Source organism: Paraburkholderia sartisoli, from assembly GCF_900107685.1.
Taxonomy (GTDB): domain Bacteria; phylum Pseudomonadota; class Gammaproteobacteria; order Burkholderiales; family Burkholderiaceae; genus Paraburkholderia; species Paraburkholderia sartisoli.
Genome location: NZ_FNRQ01000003.1, coordinates 94,010 through 109,941, shown reverse-complemented (window position 1 = coordinate 109,941; position 15,932 = coordinate 94,010). Strand labels below are relative to the sequence as shown.

Below are 15,932 nucleotides of genomic sequence, written 5' to 3'. Positions count from 1 at the left end.
CATGCTTGATTTCTTCCGCAATCACAAACGCCTGATGATGTTCATGCTCATCCTCGTCATTGTGCCGGGGTTGGGGTTTGTCGGCATCCAGGGCTTCCGCGGTTTCTTTGACGAGAGCGCGAACGTCGCAAGCGTCAACGGGCACAAGATCACGCGGGTCGAATATGACAACGCGATGCGCCAGCAGCTCGATCGCGCGCGTCAGGTACTCGGCGCACGGTTCGACATGAAGTCGTTCGACACACCCGAGCGCCGCCGCGACATGCTCGACGGCCTGATTCAGGAACGTGTGCTCGCCGACGAAACGCAGCGCCTGCATCTGACGGCGTCTGACGACGCGGTGCGCCGCACGTTGCTGGCCGATCCCGTTATTTCTTCGCTGAAGAATGCCAACGGTACGATCGACGTCGACCGCTACAAGCAACTGCTGGCGATGCAGGGCATGACGCCCGAGCAGTACGACGAGCGGGTGCGTTACGGGCTTGCCACGCAGCAATTGCCCGCGGCCATTCAGTCGAGTGCGTTCACCTCGAAGACCCTCGCGCAGCATCTCACCGATCTCGCTGAACAGCAACGCGAAGTGCAGGGCCTCGCGTTCCGCGCACGCGATTACGCGTCGAAGGTGCAGCCCACAGACGCCCAGTTGCAGGCTTATTACGATGCGCATCGCCAGGCGTTCGCCACGCCGGAAACCGCGACGATCCAGTACCTGGTGATGTCGCCGGCCGTGCTTGCCGCAACGGCGCAGCCGTCCGATGCCGACATCAAGAAGTACTACGACGACAACATCGCGCATTACCGTACCGACGGTGAAGTGCGCGCGAGCCACATCCTGATCGCGGTGCCGAAAGACGCGAGCGCGGCAGACAAGGCCAAGGCGAAGCAGAAGGCCGACGAATTGCTCGCACAGGTCAAGGCGCATCCGGACCAGTTCGCGCAGATCGCGCAACAGAACTCGCAGGATCCGGGTTCGGCGGCGAAGGGCGGCGATCTGGGTTACTTCGGGCCGGGCATGATTGCCGGCGGCAAGGCGTTTGATGACGCCGTGTTCAAGCTGAAGAAGGATGAAATCAGCGACATCGTGCAGACGGATTTTGGTTATCACATCGTCAAGGTGACGGACGTGAAGCCGGCCGTCACGAAGCCGCTCGACGAAGTGAAAGATTCGATCATCAAGGACCTGAAGGCGCAGGAAGCCAGTAAGGCGTTCGCTGACGACTCGGAAGGCTTCACGTCGCTCGTGTATGAGCAGGCAAAGAGCCTGCAACCGGCCGCCGACAAGTACAAGCTGCAGATCCAGACCGCCACCGTCACACCGCAGCCTGACGCGAAGTTGCCACAGGACAGCCCGTTGAACAACTCGAAGTTTCTGGCCGCGGTATTTTCGAGCGATGCGACGAAGGCGAAGAACAACACGCAGGCCATCGACGTTGGCGGTAACACGCTGATCGCGGCGCACGTGACCGACTACAAGGAGGCGACGGTGCCGGCACTCGACGTCGTCAAGGACGCCGTGCGCCAGAAGGTGATCGTGGAGCAGTCGGCGGAGATGGCACGCAAGGACGGCGCGGCGAAGCTGGCGGAACTGCAGAAGTCGAAGTCGACGCAAGGGTTCTCGTCGGCGTTGAAGGTCTCCCGCAACGACGCGCAAGGCGTGCCGCCCGCTGCGTTGAGCGCGATCTACAAGACGGATGCGCAGAAGCTCCCGGCCTATGTGGGTGTCGATCTCGGCGACGACGGTTACGCGATCTATCGCGTGAACGCCGTGGTGCCGGGCGCTCCGGTTGACGCACAGCGTCTCGCCGCCGCCGAGCAGCAGATCGCGCAGATCAACGCGCAATCCCAGGTCGAGGCGTATGTCGACGCGCTGCGCGCACGTTCGAAGGTGAAATTCTTCGGCGCGCTGGATGGCTCGGCGCAACAGCAGGATGATTGACGTGATCTGATGCAGCGCCAGCTCACCGGCGCCACGCACCACAGAAAAAACAAAGCCCCGCATGAGCGGGGCTTTGTTTTTGGACACGCGCTTGCGCGACGCGGCGTCTCACATCACGACTACAGGCAGGCCGTGATGTCGCTCGTGTCGCCACCGGCGCCGCGACCTGAACGGAAGCCGACCCACGAGCCCGGGCCGCTGTACGACGGACGCACGATTGCGGCCGCGCCATCAGGCGGCTGCTGCCCCGGAACGTAGACGTCCATGGCGGCATCGTTCGCAAGCGCATCCTGCGACACCACCTGTTGCTGCGATTTGTCAGCCCACTTCTGCGCAATACACTGGCCGACTACCTTTGGCGGCTGCTGGCTTTGTCCGACAGACTGAACACCTGCCGGCGGTTGCCCCGCACAGGCAGAAAGTGCCACAGTCAAAGCGATAAACGGTAAGTATTTCACGTTATCTCCTTTCAGAATCGCTCAACTTCGAGCCGGGTTTCAAGGTCAGGCAATAGTGTCGGAGCATCAAAGGCCAACCTCGTTCCCGCGTTTTCGAAACAAGTTGTTAATAAGCCTGTGGAGACGATGGACTGCGGAGATCAGGGGGTACGCAACAACGGCTTCAACGTGGGCCACACGTTGTTCAGCAGGACGGGCTGCGCCTGCTGTGTGGGGTGAATCTGGTCGGCCTGGAACATGTCGGGTTTGTCCTCGATTCCGGCGAGCAGGAACGGCACGAGCGGCACGTGAAACTGCTTCGACAGATCGCCATACAGGCCATGGAACTTTTGTGTGTACTCGGGGCCGTAATTAGGCGGCACATACATACCCACGAGCACCACCTTCGCGCGTGCCTTTTGCGATTGCTCAATGATCGTACGAAGGTTGTCTTTGGTGGTGGCGAGTGGAACGCCGCGCAGGGCGTCGTTGGCACCGAGTTCGACGATCACCACCGAGGGTTTCAGCCGTTGCATCAACGCAGGCAAACGCGCGAGTCCACCGCTCGTGGTGTCGCCGCTGATGCTTGCGTTGGCAACGTTATAATCGATGCGCTCGTCGGCGAGCCGCTGGCGCATCAACGCGACCCAGCCAGTATCGCGAGGCAGGCCGTACTCGGCGGAGATGCTGTCGCCCAGTACGACAATCACCGGCTTGCCGGATGTGGGCGCTACGGTGCGGGTTGCGGTGCTGGCGGCATCGGCCGCATGCGGCACGATCGCGATCCACGCCGCGGCGCAGATCGATGCACCCAGCGCCACCATGCGCACTTTCAACCTGTGCTTCACCATGCAAAATAAAACTGATCCAGTCATTGAAGTGCGGGGTTTGAGCAAGCGGGTTAGGGATGCAACGGGCGAACTGACGATTCTCGATCATATCGATCTTTCGATTGCGCCAGGCAGCAGCGTGGCGATCGTCGGCGCTTCCGGGTCGGGCAAGTCCACGTTGCTGGGACTGCTAGCGGGATTGGACAGCGCGAGCGCAGGCTCGGTTCGCCTGCTCGGACGCGAGCTCTCCGAACTCAACGAAGACGGCCGTGCCGCGTTAAGGAGCGGCTCGGTGGGCTTCGTGTTCCAGTCGTTCCAGTTGATGCCGCATCTGACCGCACTCGAAAACGTGACCTTGCCGCTCGAACTGCAAGGCGGCATCTCGACCCGCGATGCCGCAACGCGGGCGCGCTCGCTGCTCGACCAGGTCGGGCTCGGCAAGCGGACGGGACACTATCCCAAGCTGCTTTCCGGTGGCGAGCAGCAACGCGTGGCGCTTGCGCGCGCGTTCGTCACGCATCCGGCGATTCTCTTCGCCGATGAACCGACGGGCAGCCTCGATGCCGCCACCGGTCATGCCGTGATCGACCTGATGTTCGAGATGAACCGCGCGAACGGCGCGACGCTCGTGCTCGTGACGCACGATATCGAACTCGCGCGCCGCTGCGACAGAACGGTGACGATCGAAGCAGGGCGTCTCGTCGCCTGACACCACGCAAGACCGCGCGTTCTGGCATGCACGCGGGGCAAAAAAACGGACGCCGCAGCGTCCGTTCGTAACGTCGAATCAGCGCTTCAATGCGGCCCGCGCGCGCCTGATCAGCGCGGACGTCGACGAATCGTGCTTCTTTTCATCGACGGAAGCCGCCGTCAAATCCGCCTCGACGACCTTGCCGAGAATCTTGCCGAGCTCGACGCCCCACTGGTCGAACGGGTTGATGTCCCACACCGACGCCTGCACCAGCACCTTGTGTTCGTACATCGCGATCAGCGCGCCGAGCGAGCGCGCGGTCAACGCATCGACGAGCAGCGTCGTGGTCGGACGGTTGCCGGGGAACATCAGATGCGGCGCGAGTTCCGGCTTGTCCGGGCCCGCCACCTTCTTCGCTTCTTCGAGCGTGCGGCCGAGCATCAGCGCCTCGCTTTGCGCGAAGCAGTTCGCGAGCAGCTTCGAATGATGGCCGGCAAGCGGATGTTCTGGCGTGAGCACCGCGACGAAATCGATCGGCACGATCGTCGGCCCCTGATGCAGCATCTGGAAGAACGCGTGTTGCCCGTTCGTGCCGGGCTCGCCCCACGTGACCGCAGCGGTCGGGTAGTCGACGATCGCGCCGTCGAGCCGCGCCGATTTGCCGTTGCTCTCCATTTCCAGCTGCTGCAGGTACGACGGCAGGAAATGCAGCGCTTCCGAATACGGCGCGACCAGATAGCTCTGCGAGCCGAAGAAGTTGCGATACCAGATGCCGATCATGCCGAGCAGCACCGGCAGGTTGCGTTCGAGCGGCGCGTCGCGGAAATGCTGGTCCATCTCGTTTGCGCCCGCGAGCAGTTCCGCGAAGTGGGCCGGTCCGACCGAAATCATGATCGACAGACCGCAGGCCGACCACAACGAATACCGGCCGCCGACCCAGTCCCACATCTCGAAGACGTTTTCCCGCGCGATGCCGAATTTCACGACTTCAGCCGGATTCGCCGACACGCCGACGAAATGCTTCGCGAGCGCGCTTTCCGGGCAGCCGCTCCTGATGAACCAGTCGCGCATCGAGTGCGCGTTGGTCATCGTTTCGAGCGTGGTGAAGGTCTTCGATACGACGATCGCGAGCGTCTCTTCGGGGTCGATCTGCTCCAGCACGCGGTACATGTCGGCGCCGTCGACGTTCGATACGAAGAACGACTTGATGTCGGGCGACGCGAGATGATGCAGCGCATGCACGACCATCTTCGGCCCGAGATCGGAGCCACCGATGCCGATGTTCACCACGTAGCGAATGCGCTTGCCGGTGTAGCCGGTCCACGCGCCGCTGCGCACCCGGTCGGAGAACGCGGCCATTCTGGCCAGCTCGGCCTTGACCTGCGCGTTGAACGGCGCTTTCGGGTCGGTGGCGCGCAGCGCCGTGTGCAAGGCCGCGCGGCCTTCGGTCGGGTTCACGATTTCGCCCGCGAACATCGCGTCGCGGCGTTTTTCGACGCCCGCTTCGCGCGCCAGTTGGACCAGCAGGCGCAACGTTTCGTCGGTGATGCGGTTCTTCGAAAAATCAGCCGCGAGCCCGCCGCCCGACAGCGTGAAACGTTCGGCGCGGGTCGGTGCCGGATCGTTCGCGGGGGTGAACCAGTCGCGCAGGTGCGCGTCGCGGATCTGTTCGTAATGCGCTTGCAGCGCGGACAGGGCGGGGAGCGGATTCGATGGCATATAAACGGTCCGTCTGGCGAAATGACACGAATGAATGGCGGCATGCTGCATGTGCCGCCAGCGATGAAGCCCGGGAGCGTCGCTGCGCCCTCGGGTGTCGCGCACGGTTCAATGCGCGCGGGGTGCGTCCGGCGTTTCAGGCGCCGTCATGCGGCGAGGCAGTCAGGCACTCGACCGGCATGGTGATGCGCTCAATCGAGCAGTATAGCGGCGTTGGATGACGGCGCGCATCCCTGTGTGCGTATCCGCGGATGACGGGAACGTTCGCGACGGATGCGGATGCTGAACGGCCGCAAGGGGCACACACGCGATCACGGGCTCACCGGATCGATCGAAAGCCGCGCCCGCACCCACGTCACGCGCGCAGCGGATAGAACAGGCGATTGAGCAGCGTGCGCACCATCGGCGCCAGTTCGCCGGCGTTCAGCCCAGCGGGGCCGTTACCTTGCGCGGTGAGCGTATCGGCCGCGCGGCCGTGCAGGTAGACACCCGCCAGCGCCGCTTCATAGCCGGGCACGCGCTGCGCGAGAAACGCGCCGATGATGCCGCCGAGCACGTCACCCGTGCCGCCTGTCGCGAGCGCGGCGTTGCCCGTCGGATTGATCGCGACGCGGCCATCCGGCGCGGCGACGATCGTGCCGCTTCCTTTCAGCACGACGACACTCGCATAACGCGCCGCCAGCGACCGCGCGGCGGCCAGCCGGTTGGCCTGCACCGTGCGCGCATCGGTGGCGAGCAGGCGCGCGGCTTCGAGCGGATGCGGCGTCAGCACGCACACGTGGCCGTTCTGCGCGCCACGCGCGTGGACGGCGGCGGCGAGTTCTTCGTCCTTCGAAATGAGGTTGAGCGCGTCCGCATCGAGCAGGATCGGGCCGGCGAATTCGAGGGCGTCGAGCAGCGTGACCGAAGCCCGGTCCCGCTGGCCCATGCCGCAGCCGATCGCGAGCGCGTCCATCGCATCGAGCGCAAGGTCGTCGACGCCGCCCAGCATCAGTTCGGGGTGGGGCGCGTCGTAGGCGGGCGCGCCGCTGCCGACGAACCCGATGTGGACCTTGCCGGCTCCGGTGTACAGCGCGGCGCGTGCCGCGAGAATCGGGGCGCCACACATGCCCGTGTCGCCGCCGATCACGGCAAGACTGCCGAACGTCCCCTTGTGTGCCGCGAAATCGCGCGATGGCAGGGATGCGTCGAACAGCGACGGCGCATTCAGATGCACCTGGGTATGCGCCGCCGCGCCCTCGACGCCGATCGGCGCAACCGTCACCGAGCCCGCGAGATCGCGGCCCGACGCCGTGAACAACCCCGGCTTCGCGCCGATGAACGTGACCGTGTGGGTCGCGCGCACGGCCGTGCCGGTATCGGTCGCAGCGATCGCAGCGACCACATTGCCAGTGTCGCTGTCGAGGCCGCTCGGCACATCGAGCGCGAGCACGTGCCCCTTGCCGCGGCTACGTTCCGACAGCGTCCGGGCAAGTTCGGCGAAGACACCTTCGAGCGGCCGCGCAAGTCCGATGCCGAACATGCCGTCGACCAGCCAGCCGTAGCGATCGAACGAAGCCGGCGGTGTCGTGGCGATCGGCACGCCTGCCGCGCGGGCCGCTTCGAGTGCCCAGCGGGCGTCGTCCGGCTTGACTTCGACCGGCATGCAGACATCGACCGCGAGGCCCGCGCGGTGCAGCTCCGTCGCCATCACGAGCGCGTCGCCGCCGTTGTTGCCCGGGCCCGCGACCAGCCAGACCGGATGGTCGGCACAGGCAGACGATTCGTGGGCGTTCTGGTCGAGCAGGAAGCGGGCCGCCGCAGCGCCTGCGCGGGCCATCAGCGTGTGTTCGGGGAGCGCCGCGGCGGCTTCCTTTTCGAGTGCGCGGAGTGCCTCGACCGAAAGAAGCGGCAACGGACGGTCGTACGGATCGACGAGCGTGGCGGCGCGAGGGGCGTTGACGGAGGCGGGCGGCGTAGTGTCGGTCATGGCGCAGGCAGGACGAAGACAAACGGAAAAGGTGCGGGCGGGTTCCCGCGCGATCAGGCGCGACGCACCGGCCCGGAACTGCTTGACGATGGGCCCGCGCAGTCGCTGTGAGCGGCGGCACGCTGAACCCATGCCCGCTGCCGTCTTACCGCACGAGGGCCGCCTGACAGAACACCGCAGCGCAGAACAGCCCGACCACACCGCGCCCGACGCACCTCAATCGCGAAACCGTTCCGGCCGTAGTGCTGCAAGCGTATCGGGCGGCACATCGGGCGTCGCACCGGCGAAGAGATCAGCGATCACTTTAGCAGACCCGCACGCCATTCCCCAACCGGACGGCCCGTGCCCGGCGTTCACAAAAAGCCGCGGATGCAGCGCGTTGCCGACGAGCGGCAAGCCATCCGGCGACAGCAGCTTCAGGCCTTCCCACGGCAGCGCCGCCGAGATCTTCGCGGCACCCGGAATCCAGTCGTGCGTGGCCTGGCCGAGCAACGCGAGCGCTTCGCTGGTGAGCGCCTCGCCAAGCGGCTTGTCGACGAGGTTCGCCGGCTGCACCACCGCACCGCCGGCAATACGCAGACGATGATTCATGCGCGTGATCGTGATGCGTTTGACCGCATCGATCACGGTCATATGGGGCACGCACTCCTCGTGCGCGACCGGCGCGGCAAGCGTGTGCATGCGCAGCGGATGCAGCGGCAGGCGCAGGCCGAGCTGCTCGAGCAGCGGCAGGCTGCCGACGCCCGCCGCGACGACGATCGCGTCGCCCGCAATCACGTCGACTTCGCGCGAACGCGACGATTCGCCCGTGTGCGGCGCCAGTTCGACGGCGGCACGCTGGTTGTCGACACGGATCGCGGTCACTTCGCGGCCGGTCTGGAATGTCACGCCGCCTTGCTCGTCGAGCTGCTGCTTCACGAGCTTCGCAAAAAGCGGACAGTTCGCGGTGCGTTCTGCTTCGAAATGCACGCCGCCCGCGAAATCAGGGTCGGTCGGCACCGAATGTTCGAGCGCGGCGCATTCGGCCGCGGAGAGCACATGATGCGGGATCTCGTAGCGGCGCAGCAGGTCGAGCGCCGGCTGGGTCAATTCCCACTCGTGGGCGGAGCGCACCAGGTGAAGCACGCCACTGCGCTGCTCGAACTCGAGACCAAAGCGCGCTTCGATATCGGCGAGCGTGTCGCGCGACAGCTCGATCAGTGGACGCAGGCGGCCCATCTGCGCTTCGAACGCGGCGGGCTCCTGCAAGGTCGCGAGGCGCTTCAGGAAGTCGCGGGCACCCGAATTGAAACCGGTCTTCGTCACCACGCCGCTTTTCGCGGCGCGCCGGCTTTCCATGAAGGTCGGGCCGAACCAGACGTCGAGCGCGGTGGGCAGCACGGTGCCGCTGTGGCCGTAGGTTGCGCCCTGGGCGACCGTCGCATGCCGTTCGACGACGCACACGCGATGGCCGGCCGCGCGCAGCTGATAAGCGGTGGCGACGCCGGTGATTCCGCCGCCAATGACTATGACATCCATGATTGATCTGATTTGCGGGCAGGACGCGAGTGACCGGGCGTGCCCGTGTGCGTGACGTGCGGCGCGGGTGGGGGACCTGCCGCGCCGGTCGGTGGAAAGGGCGAATGATAGCAGCCAAACGGGCCCGCCCGCCACGCCGCTGGCGGCGGCCCCATGCGATGCCGGGCCACGCCGGACGTTGCTGACAGAAGGTCCGTCGCGCCACGTAGGGCGGCTCTGACGGGCCGTCCCGAGGTATAATCTGCGACTTCCTTTCGCCTCCCGTCGCCTGCACGCGCGACTGATCGACGCAACGTCAAGTTCATGGCCCACTTCTCGTGTTTCCCCGGCGCTTCGGCCCTCTCCGATTTCCGTCAAACCCGCCTGCTCGATACGCTCACCCGCATCGACGCCAATATCACCGGCGTACGCGGACAATTCCTGCATTTCGTCAACGCATCGACGCCGCTTTCGGCTGACGACAGCGCGAAGATCGAGGCGCTGATGCACTACGGTGAACCGTTCGACGCAGCGAAAGAGCGCGGCACGACCGAAACCGTGCTCGTGGTGCCGCGCTTCGGCACGGTGTCGCCGTGGGCGAGCAAGGCCACCGATATCGCACTGCATTGCGGCCTCGCGAACGTGCGCCGCATCGAACGCGGCATCGAATACACGGTGACCCTGAAGTCGGGCCTGCTGGGCGGCAAGAAGGCGCTCTCCGACGAGGCGCGCGCCGCGGTCGTCGCCGCGCTGCACGACCGCATGACCGAAAGCGTCGCGCCGTCGCGCGATCACGCGATGCATCTGTTCGACGAGCTGCCGGCGAAGCCGCTGCAAACCGTCGACATCCTGAAGGAAGGCCGCACGGCGCTGGCAGCCGCGAACACGGAACTGGGCCTCGCGCTCGCGGACGACGAAATCGACTACCTCGTCGACGCGTTCAGCAAGCTCGGCCGCAATCCGACCGACGTCGAACTGATGATGTTCGCGCAGGCGAACAGCGAGCACTGCCGCCACAAGATTTTCAACGCCGACTGGACAATCGACGGCGAGCGTCAGGACATCTCGCTTTTCAACATGATCCGCAACACGGAGAAGTTGAACCCGCAGGGCACGATCGTCGCGTATTCGGACAACTCGTCGATCATGGCGGGCGGCATGGCCGAACGCTGGTTCCCGCGCAGGCCGGCTGCTGCTGGCGAGCGCGCCGAACACTACGGCCGTCACACCGAACTCACGCACACGTTGATGAAGGTGGAAACGCATAATCACCCGACCGCGATCTCGCCGTTCCCCGGCGCCGCGACGGGCGCGGGCGGCGAAATCCGCGACGAGGGCGCGACGGGTCGCGGCGCGCGTCCGAAGGCGGGTCTCGCGGGCTTCACGGTGTCGAACCTCGACTTGCCGGACGCGCGCGAAGCGTGGGAAAACGCCCGCGACGCCGCGCAACCGGTCGCGCATCGCAACGAGGCCGACACGCAGGAAGCGTACGGCCGCCCGGATCGCATCGCCTCGCCGCTGCAGATCATGATCGACGGTCCGCTCGGCGGCGCCGCGTTCAACAACGAATTCGGCCGGCCGAATCTGGGCGGCTACTTCCGCGTGTACGAACAGAACGTCGCGGGCCACGTGCGCGGTTATCACAAGCCGATCATGATCGCGGGCGGCATCGGCAATATTTCGGACCAGCACACGCACAAGCACGACCTGCCGGAAGGCTCGCTGCTGATCCAGATCGGCGGCCCCGGCATGCGCATCGGCATGGGCGGCGGCGCCGCCAGCTCGATGGCGACCGGCACGAACACGGCCGAACTCGACTTCGATTCCGTGCAGCGCGGCAACCCGGAAATCGAACGGCGCGCGCAGGAAGTCATCAACGGCTGCTGGCAGCTAGGCGAGAAGAACCCGATCCTGAGCATTCACGACGTCGGTGCGGGCGGGCTGTCGAACGCGTTCCCGGAACTCGTCGATGGCGCGGATAAAGGCGCGCGCTTCGAACTGCGCCAGGTTCAACTGGAAGAGAGCGGCCTGTCGCCGCGCGAAATCTGGTCGAATGAAGCGCAGGAGCGCTACGTGCTGGCGATCGCACCGACCGACCTGCCGATGTTCGAGGCGATCTGCGAACGCGAGCGTTGCCCGTTCGCCGTGATCGGCGTGGCCACGGCCGAGCGTCAGCTGCAACTCGTGGACACGGACAAACACAACGCGGACGCACACGAACCCGTCGACATGCCGATGGAAGTGCTGCTCGGCAAGCCGCCGCGCATGCATCGCGACGTGAAGCGCGAAACGGTCGCGCTGCAGCCGGTCGACGTCACGCACGTGAATCTGTCGGAAGTCGCGGTGAGCGTGCTGCGTCATCCGACGGTCGCAAGCAAGTCGTTCCTCATCACGATCGGCGACCGTTCGGTGGGCGGCACGAGCGTGCGTGACCAGATGGTTGGTCCGTGGCAGGTGCCGGTCGCCGACTGCGCGATCACCGCGGCGGATTACGCCGGTTTTCGCGGCGAAGCGATGACGATGGCCGAGCGCACGCCGCTTGCCGTCATCGACGCGCCCGCGTCGGGCCGCATGGCCGTCGGCGAGGCGGTGACAAACATCGCGTCGGCGCCCATTTCTTCGCTGGACAGGCTGAAGCTGTCGGCGAACTGGATGGCTGCGTGCGGCAGCCCGGGCGAAGACGCGGCGCTCTACGACACGGTCAAGGCGATCGGCATGGAACTGTGCCCGGCGCTCGGGATCGGCATTCCGGTCGGCAAGGATTCGCTGTCGATGCGCACGAAGTGGGAAGACCGTGGCGTCGCGAAGGAAGTGGTCGCGCCGGTTTCGCTGATCATCTCGGCGTTCGCGCCGGTCGAGGACGTGCGCCGTCACCTGACGCCGCAGTTGCGTCGCGCGAGCGAAGTGGGCGACACGGTGCTGATCGCGATCGACCTCGGCCGCGGCAAGAACCGCCTCGGCGCGAGCATTCTGGCGCAGGTGACGCAGCAGGTCGGCGACACGGTGCCGGACGTCGACGATCCCGAAGACCTGAAGCGCTTCTTCAGTGTGATCCAGTCGCTGAACGCCGATGGCAGGCTGCTCGCGTACCACGACCGCTCCGACGGCGGCCTGTGGGCGACGGTGGCTGAAATGGCGTTCGCGGGTCACGTGGGCGTGTCGCTGAACGTCGACATGCTGGTGCTCGACCCGAACCACGAATCCGACTACGGCGACGCGAAAGACTGGGCGAAGCAGACGAGCGGCCGCCGCGACGATCGCACGATCCGCGCGCTCTTCAGCGAGGAACTCGGCGCCGTGATCCAGGTGCGCGCGGCGGACCGTGACGCGGTGCTGGGCGCGCTGCGCGAACATGGCCTGTCGGCGTGCTCGCATGTGATCGGCAAGCCAAACGAGCGCGACACGCTCGAAGTCTGGCGCGACGCGAAGAAGATCTACGAAGCGCCGCGCACCGAACTGCATCGCGCGTGGGACGAAGTCAGCTGGCGCATCTCGCGTCTGCGCGACAACCCGGCCTGCGCGGATGCCGAACACGACACGCTGCTCGACGCAGCCGATCCGGGCATCACGCCGCATCTGAGCTTCGATCCGGCGGAAGATGTCGCCGCACCGTTCGTCCACAAAGGCGCGCGTCCGCGTGTCGCGATCCTGCGCGAGCAGGGTGTGAATTCGCACCTCGAAACCGCGTACGCGTTCGATCGCGCGGGCTTCGACGCGTACGACGTTCACATGAGCGACCTGCTGTCCGGCCGCGCGACGCTTGCTGATTTCGCGGGCGCGGTGGCGTGCGGCGGTTTCTCGTACGGCGACGTGCTGGGCGCCGGCGAAGGCTGGGCAAAGACGATCCGTTTCAATCCGCAACTCGCCGAAATGTTCGCGATGTTCTTCGGCCGCGCCGACACGTTCGCGCTCGGCATCTGCAACGGCTGCCAGATGATGAGCAGCCTTGCGTCGATGATCCCGGGCGCCGAAGCCTGGCCAAAGTTCACGCGCAACAAGTCGGAGAAATTCGAAGCGCGTTTCTCGATGGTCGAAGTGCAGCCGTCGCCGTCGATTTTCTTCGACGGCATGGAAGGCTCGCGCATCCCGGTCGCGGTCGCGCACGGCGAAGGTTTCGCGGACTTCTCGCAGCAAGGCGACGCGTCCCGTGCGGCCGTGGCGATGCGTTACGTCGACAACCGCGGCCAGGCGACGGAGCAGTATCCGTTCAACCCGAATGGCTCGCCGCAGGGCATCACGTCGGTGACGACGCCGGACGGCCGCTTCACGGTGCTGATGCCGCATATGGAACGCGTGCATCGCACGGTGACGATGAGCTGGCATCCGGAAGGCTGGGGCGACGCAAGCCCGTGGATGCGCGTGTTCCAGAACGCACGCCGCCGGCTGGGTTGATCGCCGGCCATTGAACGAACCCGGCGCTGCATCGCAGGCGCCTGGTTATCGCAAAGGCTGGACCCAGAAACGACAATGCCGCCCTCGGGCGGCATTGTCGTTTTCAAGGCAAAAACGCTTACTGGATCTTCGCGTTCTTGCGCAGGCCTTCTTCGAACGCCTGCAGTTTTTCCTGCTGCATCTGCTGGACGATCTGCGCTTTCACCTGGTCGAACGGCGGCGGCGCGACCGCGCGCGTGTCGTCCAGACGGATGATGTGCCAGCCGAACTGCGTGTGGACTGGCGCGTCGGTCATCTGGCCTTTCTGCAGCTTCATGGCCGCATCGGCGAATTCCGGCACGTAGGCCTTCGGGTCCGACCAGTCGAGGTCGCCGCCGTTCTTGCCCGATCCCGGATCCTTCGAGTACTGCTTCGCGAGATCTTCGAAGCTCGCGCCGGCCTTGATCTTCGCGATCAGATCCTTCGCCTGCTGCTCGTCTTCGACGAGGATGTGGTGAAGGTGATATTCCTTGCCGCCCGTGCTCTTGACGAGGTCGTCGTAACGCGCTTTCACGTCGGCGTCGCTCGGGGCGTTGTTCTTCACGAAGTCTTCGATCAGCGCGCGCAGCACGACGGTCTGCTGCGCGACGGCGACCTGCGCCTTCACGTCGGGACGCGTCGGGATGCCGCGGCGGGCCGCTTCCTGCATCAGGATTTCGCGGTTCACGAGTTCTTCGCGCACCGCCATCTGAAGCTGCGGCGTGTCCTGCTGGCCCTGATGGACGAGCTGGTCGATCAGCGCGTCGGCGCGTGCCTTCGGGATCGGCGTGCCGTTCACGACGGCGATGTTCTGTGCGAACGCAGGCGCGGCCGCGAATGCGGCCAGCAATACCCACGAGCGGGTTTTCTTCAAGGTCATCAGAAGGTTCCTAACGGGGCAACAAGTCGAATTCTTCGGGCGTGTAAGCCGTGATTGCGAGTGCGTGAATGCCGCGCTGCATGCCATCGGCCAGCGCATCATACACCAGACGATGCCTTGCCACGCGGGCCTTCCCGGCGAATGCGGCGGCGACGATCGTGACACTGAAATGACCGCCCGCGGCGGCGCCGGCATGACCGGCGTGCTGCGCGCTGTCGTCGCGCACGTCGATCGAGACGACCGGCGCGAGCGCCGCCGAAAGACGCGTTGCGATCAGCGCGGCGCGCTCCGGGGTGGTGGCGTTGAGGAAGACGTCATCGCTCATCGCTCATTCCTCTTTCATATATTTGGCGAGCCACAGGCTCTGGCCGACGATGAACACCACGAGACAGCCCGTCGCACCGAACAGCTTGAAGTTGACCCAGGCGTCGGTAGAAAAGTTGTACGCGACGAACAGGTTGAGGATGCCGAGCAGCACGAAGAACACCGCCCACACGTAATTGAGCTGGGCCCAGACGCGATGCGGCAGCGTGATCTGCTTGCCCATCATCGCCTCGATCAGGTTCTTGTTGAACGCGAACTGCGAGACGACCAGCGCGACCGAAAACGCCCAGTACAGCACGGTCGGCTTCCATTTGATGAACGTGTCGTTGTGCAGCACGAGCGTCGCGCCGCCGAACACCGTCACGACGCCGAGGCTCACCCACAGCATCGGATCGACCTTGCGATGCCGGAAAGCGACGAAGGCGATCTGCACGAGCGTCGCGGCGATGGCGACGGCCGTCGCCGTGAAGATGCCCCAGATCTTGAACGCCACGAAAAACAGGATGATCGGGAACAGGTCGAACAGGAATTTCATTGTCAGGTCGGGAATCCGCTGAGTGATGCGCTCAATAGGGGGGCCGGTGCGCGGCGGGAAAGGCGCGTGCCGCGCCTCATCCGCGCCCGCCACGGGCCGGCAGCCGGCTCGACAGGCCCGGCGGCGCAGTCCGGACGCGGCGCCGGTGTGCCGGCGGCCTGACGGCCGCCAGAACCCGGCCGTGCCCGGCCTGCGTTACTTGGGCTCGAATTGTAGCGCAGCCGAATTGATGCAGTACCGAAGGCCCGTCGGCGCGGGACCGTCCTCGAACACGTGGCCCAGATGCGCGCCGCAGTTCTTGCACTGCACTTCGATTCGCAGCATGCCGTGCGAGCGGTCGGTTTTCTCGGCGATCACTTCGCCGTTGATCGGCTTGAAGTAGCTCGGCCAGCCGCAACCGGCGTCGAATTTCGTCGCCGATTCGAAGAGCGGTGTGCCGCAGCAGACGCAGTCATACACGCCGCGGTCGAAGTGGTCCCAGTATTCGCCGGTGAACGGCCGCTCGGTCGCGGCCTCGCGCGTCACCCGGTACTGGGTCTCCGAAAGCTGTTTGCGCCAGATGGCGTCGTCTTTCTGCACCGTGGGCGTGTCGGTCGTGCCGGGTTTGAGATCGTCTGGATTCATGGTCGGGTCCTGTCGATAGGAGGGGCCTGATCGTTCGCGTGAATGGAACCGGTACAGCCAGTTCGGCATGACGGAACAAT

General features: G+C 65.4%; 12 protein-coding genes. 3 read left to right on the top strand and 9 right to left on the bottom strand.

From position 1 onward, the window contains the following. Position 1: 1 nt before the first annotated feature. Positions 2 to 1,936: a SurA N-terminal domain-containing protein gene (locus BLV45_RS11780; protein WP_090533090.1), complete on the top strand. Its 1,935-nt coding sequence runs from the start codon at positions 2 to 4 to the stop codon at positions 1,934 to 1,936. Positions 1,937 to 2,055: 119 nt separating this feature from the next. Here BLV45_RS11780 and BLV45_RS11775 read toward each other — a convergent pair whose 3' ends face one another. Continuing rightward, positions 2,056 to 2,394, bottom strand: a complete 339-nt coding sequence (locus tag BLV45_RS11775) for a hypothetical protein (RefSeq protein ID WP_090533088.1) — start codon at positions 2,392 to 2,394, stop codon at positions 2,056 to 2,058. Positions 2,395 to 2,534: 140 nt separating this feature from the next. Further along, entirely contained in the window at positions 2,535 to 3,224 is a 690-nt protein-coding gene (locus tag BLV45_RS11770; protein ID WP_090533086.1) for an arylesterase, read from the bottom strand. Here BLV45_RS11770 and BLV45_RS11765 point away from each other — a divergent pair. Further along, on the top strand, positions 3,109 to 3,912 hold the full coding sequence (locus tag BLV45_RS11765) for an ABC transporter ATP-binding protein (RefSeq protein ID WP_407671002.1): 804 nt from the start codon (positions 3,109 to 3,111) through the stop codon (positions 3,910 to 3,912). The genes BLV45_RS11770 and BLV45_RS11765 overlap by 116 nt on opposite strands. A 78-nt stretch (positions 3,913 to 3,990) precedes the next feature. Here the strand turns inward: BLV45_RS11765 and pgi are convergent, their stop codons facing one another. The 3 genes from pgi to BLV45_RS11750 all read right to left on the bottom strand — a co-directional run bounded on the left by pgi (position 3,991) and on the right by BLV45_RS11750 (position 9,100). Next, complete coding sequence (gene pgi, locus BLV45_RS11760; protein WP_090533845.1) at positions 3,991 to 5,613, bottom strand: glucose-6-phosphate isomerase; 1,623 nt, start codon at positions 5,611 to 5,613, stop codon at positions 3,991 to 3,993. Positions 5,614 to 5,968: 355 nt separating this feature from the next. Further along, positions 5,969 to 7,582: an NAD(P)H-hydrate dehydratase gene (locus BLV45_RS11755; protein ID WP_090533081.1), complete on the bottom strand. Its 1,614-nt coding sequence runs from the start codon at positions 7,580 to 7,582 to the stop codon at positions 5,969 to 5,971. 216 nt (positions 7,583 to 7,798) lie between these two features. After that, positions 7,799 to 9,100, bottom strand: a complete 1,302-nt coding sequence (locus BLV45_RS11750) for an FAD-dependent oxidoreductase (RefSeq protein ID WP_090533079.1) — start codon at positions 9,098 to 9,100, stop codon at positions 7,799 to 7,801. A gap of 303 nt (positions 9,101 to 9,403) precedes the next feature. On the opposite strand from BLV45_RS11750, the gene purL reads away from it, so the two are divergent. Further along, positions 9,404 to 13,471, top strand: a complete 4,068-nt coding sequence (purL, locus tag BLV45_RS11745) for a phosphoribosylformylglycinamidine synthase (protein ID WP_090533077.1) — start codon at positions 9,404 to 9,406, stop codon at positions 13,469 to 13,471. A 118-nt stretch (positions 13,472 to 13,589) separates the two neighbouring features. On the opposite strand, the gene BLV45_RS11740 is transcribed toward purL, so the two are convergent. From BLV45_RS11740 to msrB, 4 genes are all read right to left on the bottom strand, one after another. Next, positions 13,590 to 14,369 carry a peptidylprolyl isomerase gene (locus BLV45_RS11740; RefSeq protein ID WP_090533075.1) on the bottom strand — a complete coding sequence of 260 codons (780 nt, stop codon included), beginning with the start codon at positions 14,367 to 14,369 and terminating at the stop codon, positions 13,590 to 13,592. A gap of 10 nt (positions 14,370 to 14,379) precedes the next feature. Then, on the bottom strand, positions 14,380 to 14,694 hold the full coding sequence (locus BLV45_RS11735; protein WP_090533074.1) for a BolA family protein: 315 nt from the start codon (positions 14,692 to 14,694) through the stop codon (positions 14,380 to 14,382). Between the two features lie 3 nt (positions 14,695 to 14,697). Continuing rightward, entirely contained in the window at positions 14,698 to 15,228 is a 531-nt protein-coding gene (locus tag BLV45_RS11730) for a septation protein A (RefSeq protein ID WP_090533072.1), read from the bottom strand. 195 nt (positions 15,229 to 15,423) lie between these two features. Beyond that, positions 15,424 to 15,852, bottom strand: a complete 429-nt coding sequence (msrB, locus tag BLV45_RS11725) for a peptide-methionine (R)-S-oxide reductase MsrB (protein ID WP_090533070.1) — start codon at positions 15,850 to 15,852, stop codon at positions 15,424 to 15,426. Between the last annotated feature and the right edge of the window lie 80 nt (positions 15,853 to 15,932).

What these genes read in the sequence shown, in the direction of transcription:
- msrB (WP_090533070.1), bottom strand. Translation starts at nt 15,852, where the DNA reads ATGAATCCAGACGATCTCAAACCCGGCACGACCGACACGCCCACGGTG.
- pgi (WP_090533845.1), bottom strand. Translation starts at nt 5,613, where the DNA reads ATGCCATCGAATCCGCTCCCCGCCCTGTCCGCGCTGCAAGCGCATTAC.
- BLV45_RS11780 (WP_090533090.1), top strand. Translation starts at nt 2, where the DNA reads ATGCTTGATTTCTTCCGCAATCACAAACGCCTGATGATGTTCATGCTC.
- BLV45_RS11730 (WP_090533072.1), bottom strand. Translation starts at nt 15,228, where the DNA reads ATGAAATTCCTGTTCGACCTGTTCCCGATCATCCTGTTTTTCGTGGCG.
- BLV45_RS11740 (WP_090533075.1), bottom strand. Translation starts at nt 14,369, where the DNA reads ATGACCTTGAAGAAAACCCGCTCGTGGGTATTGCTGGCCGCATTCGCG.
- BLV45_RS11735 (WP_090533074.1), bottom strand. Translation starts at nt 14,694, where the DNA reads ATGAGCGATGACGTCTTCCTCAACGCCACCACCCCGGAGCGCGCCGCG.
- purL (WP_090533077.1), top strand. Translation starts at nt 9,404, where the DNA reads ATGGCCCACTTCTCGTGTTTCCCCGGCGCTTCGGCCCTCTCCGATTTC.
- BLV45_RS11770 (WP_090533086.1), bottom strand. Translation starts at nt 3,224, where the DNA reads ATGGTGAAGCACAGGTTGAAAGTGCGCATGGTGGCGCTGGGTGCATCG.
- BLV45_RS11755 (WP_090533081.1), bottom strand. Translation starts at nt 7,582, where the DNA reads ATGACCGACACTACGCCGCCCGCCTCCGTCAACGCCCCTCGCGCCGCC.
- BLV45_RS11750 (WP_090533079.1), bottom strand. Translation starts at nt 9,100, where the DNA reads ATGGATGTCATAGTCATTGGCGGCGGAATCACCGGCGTCGCCACCGCT.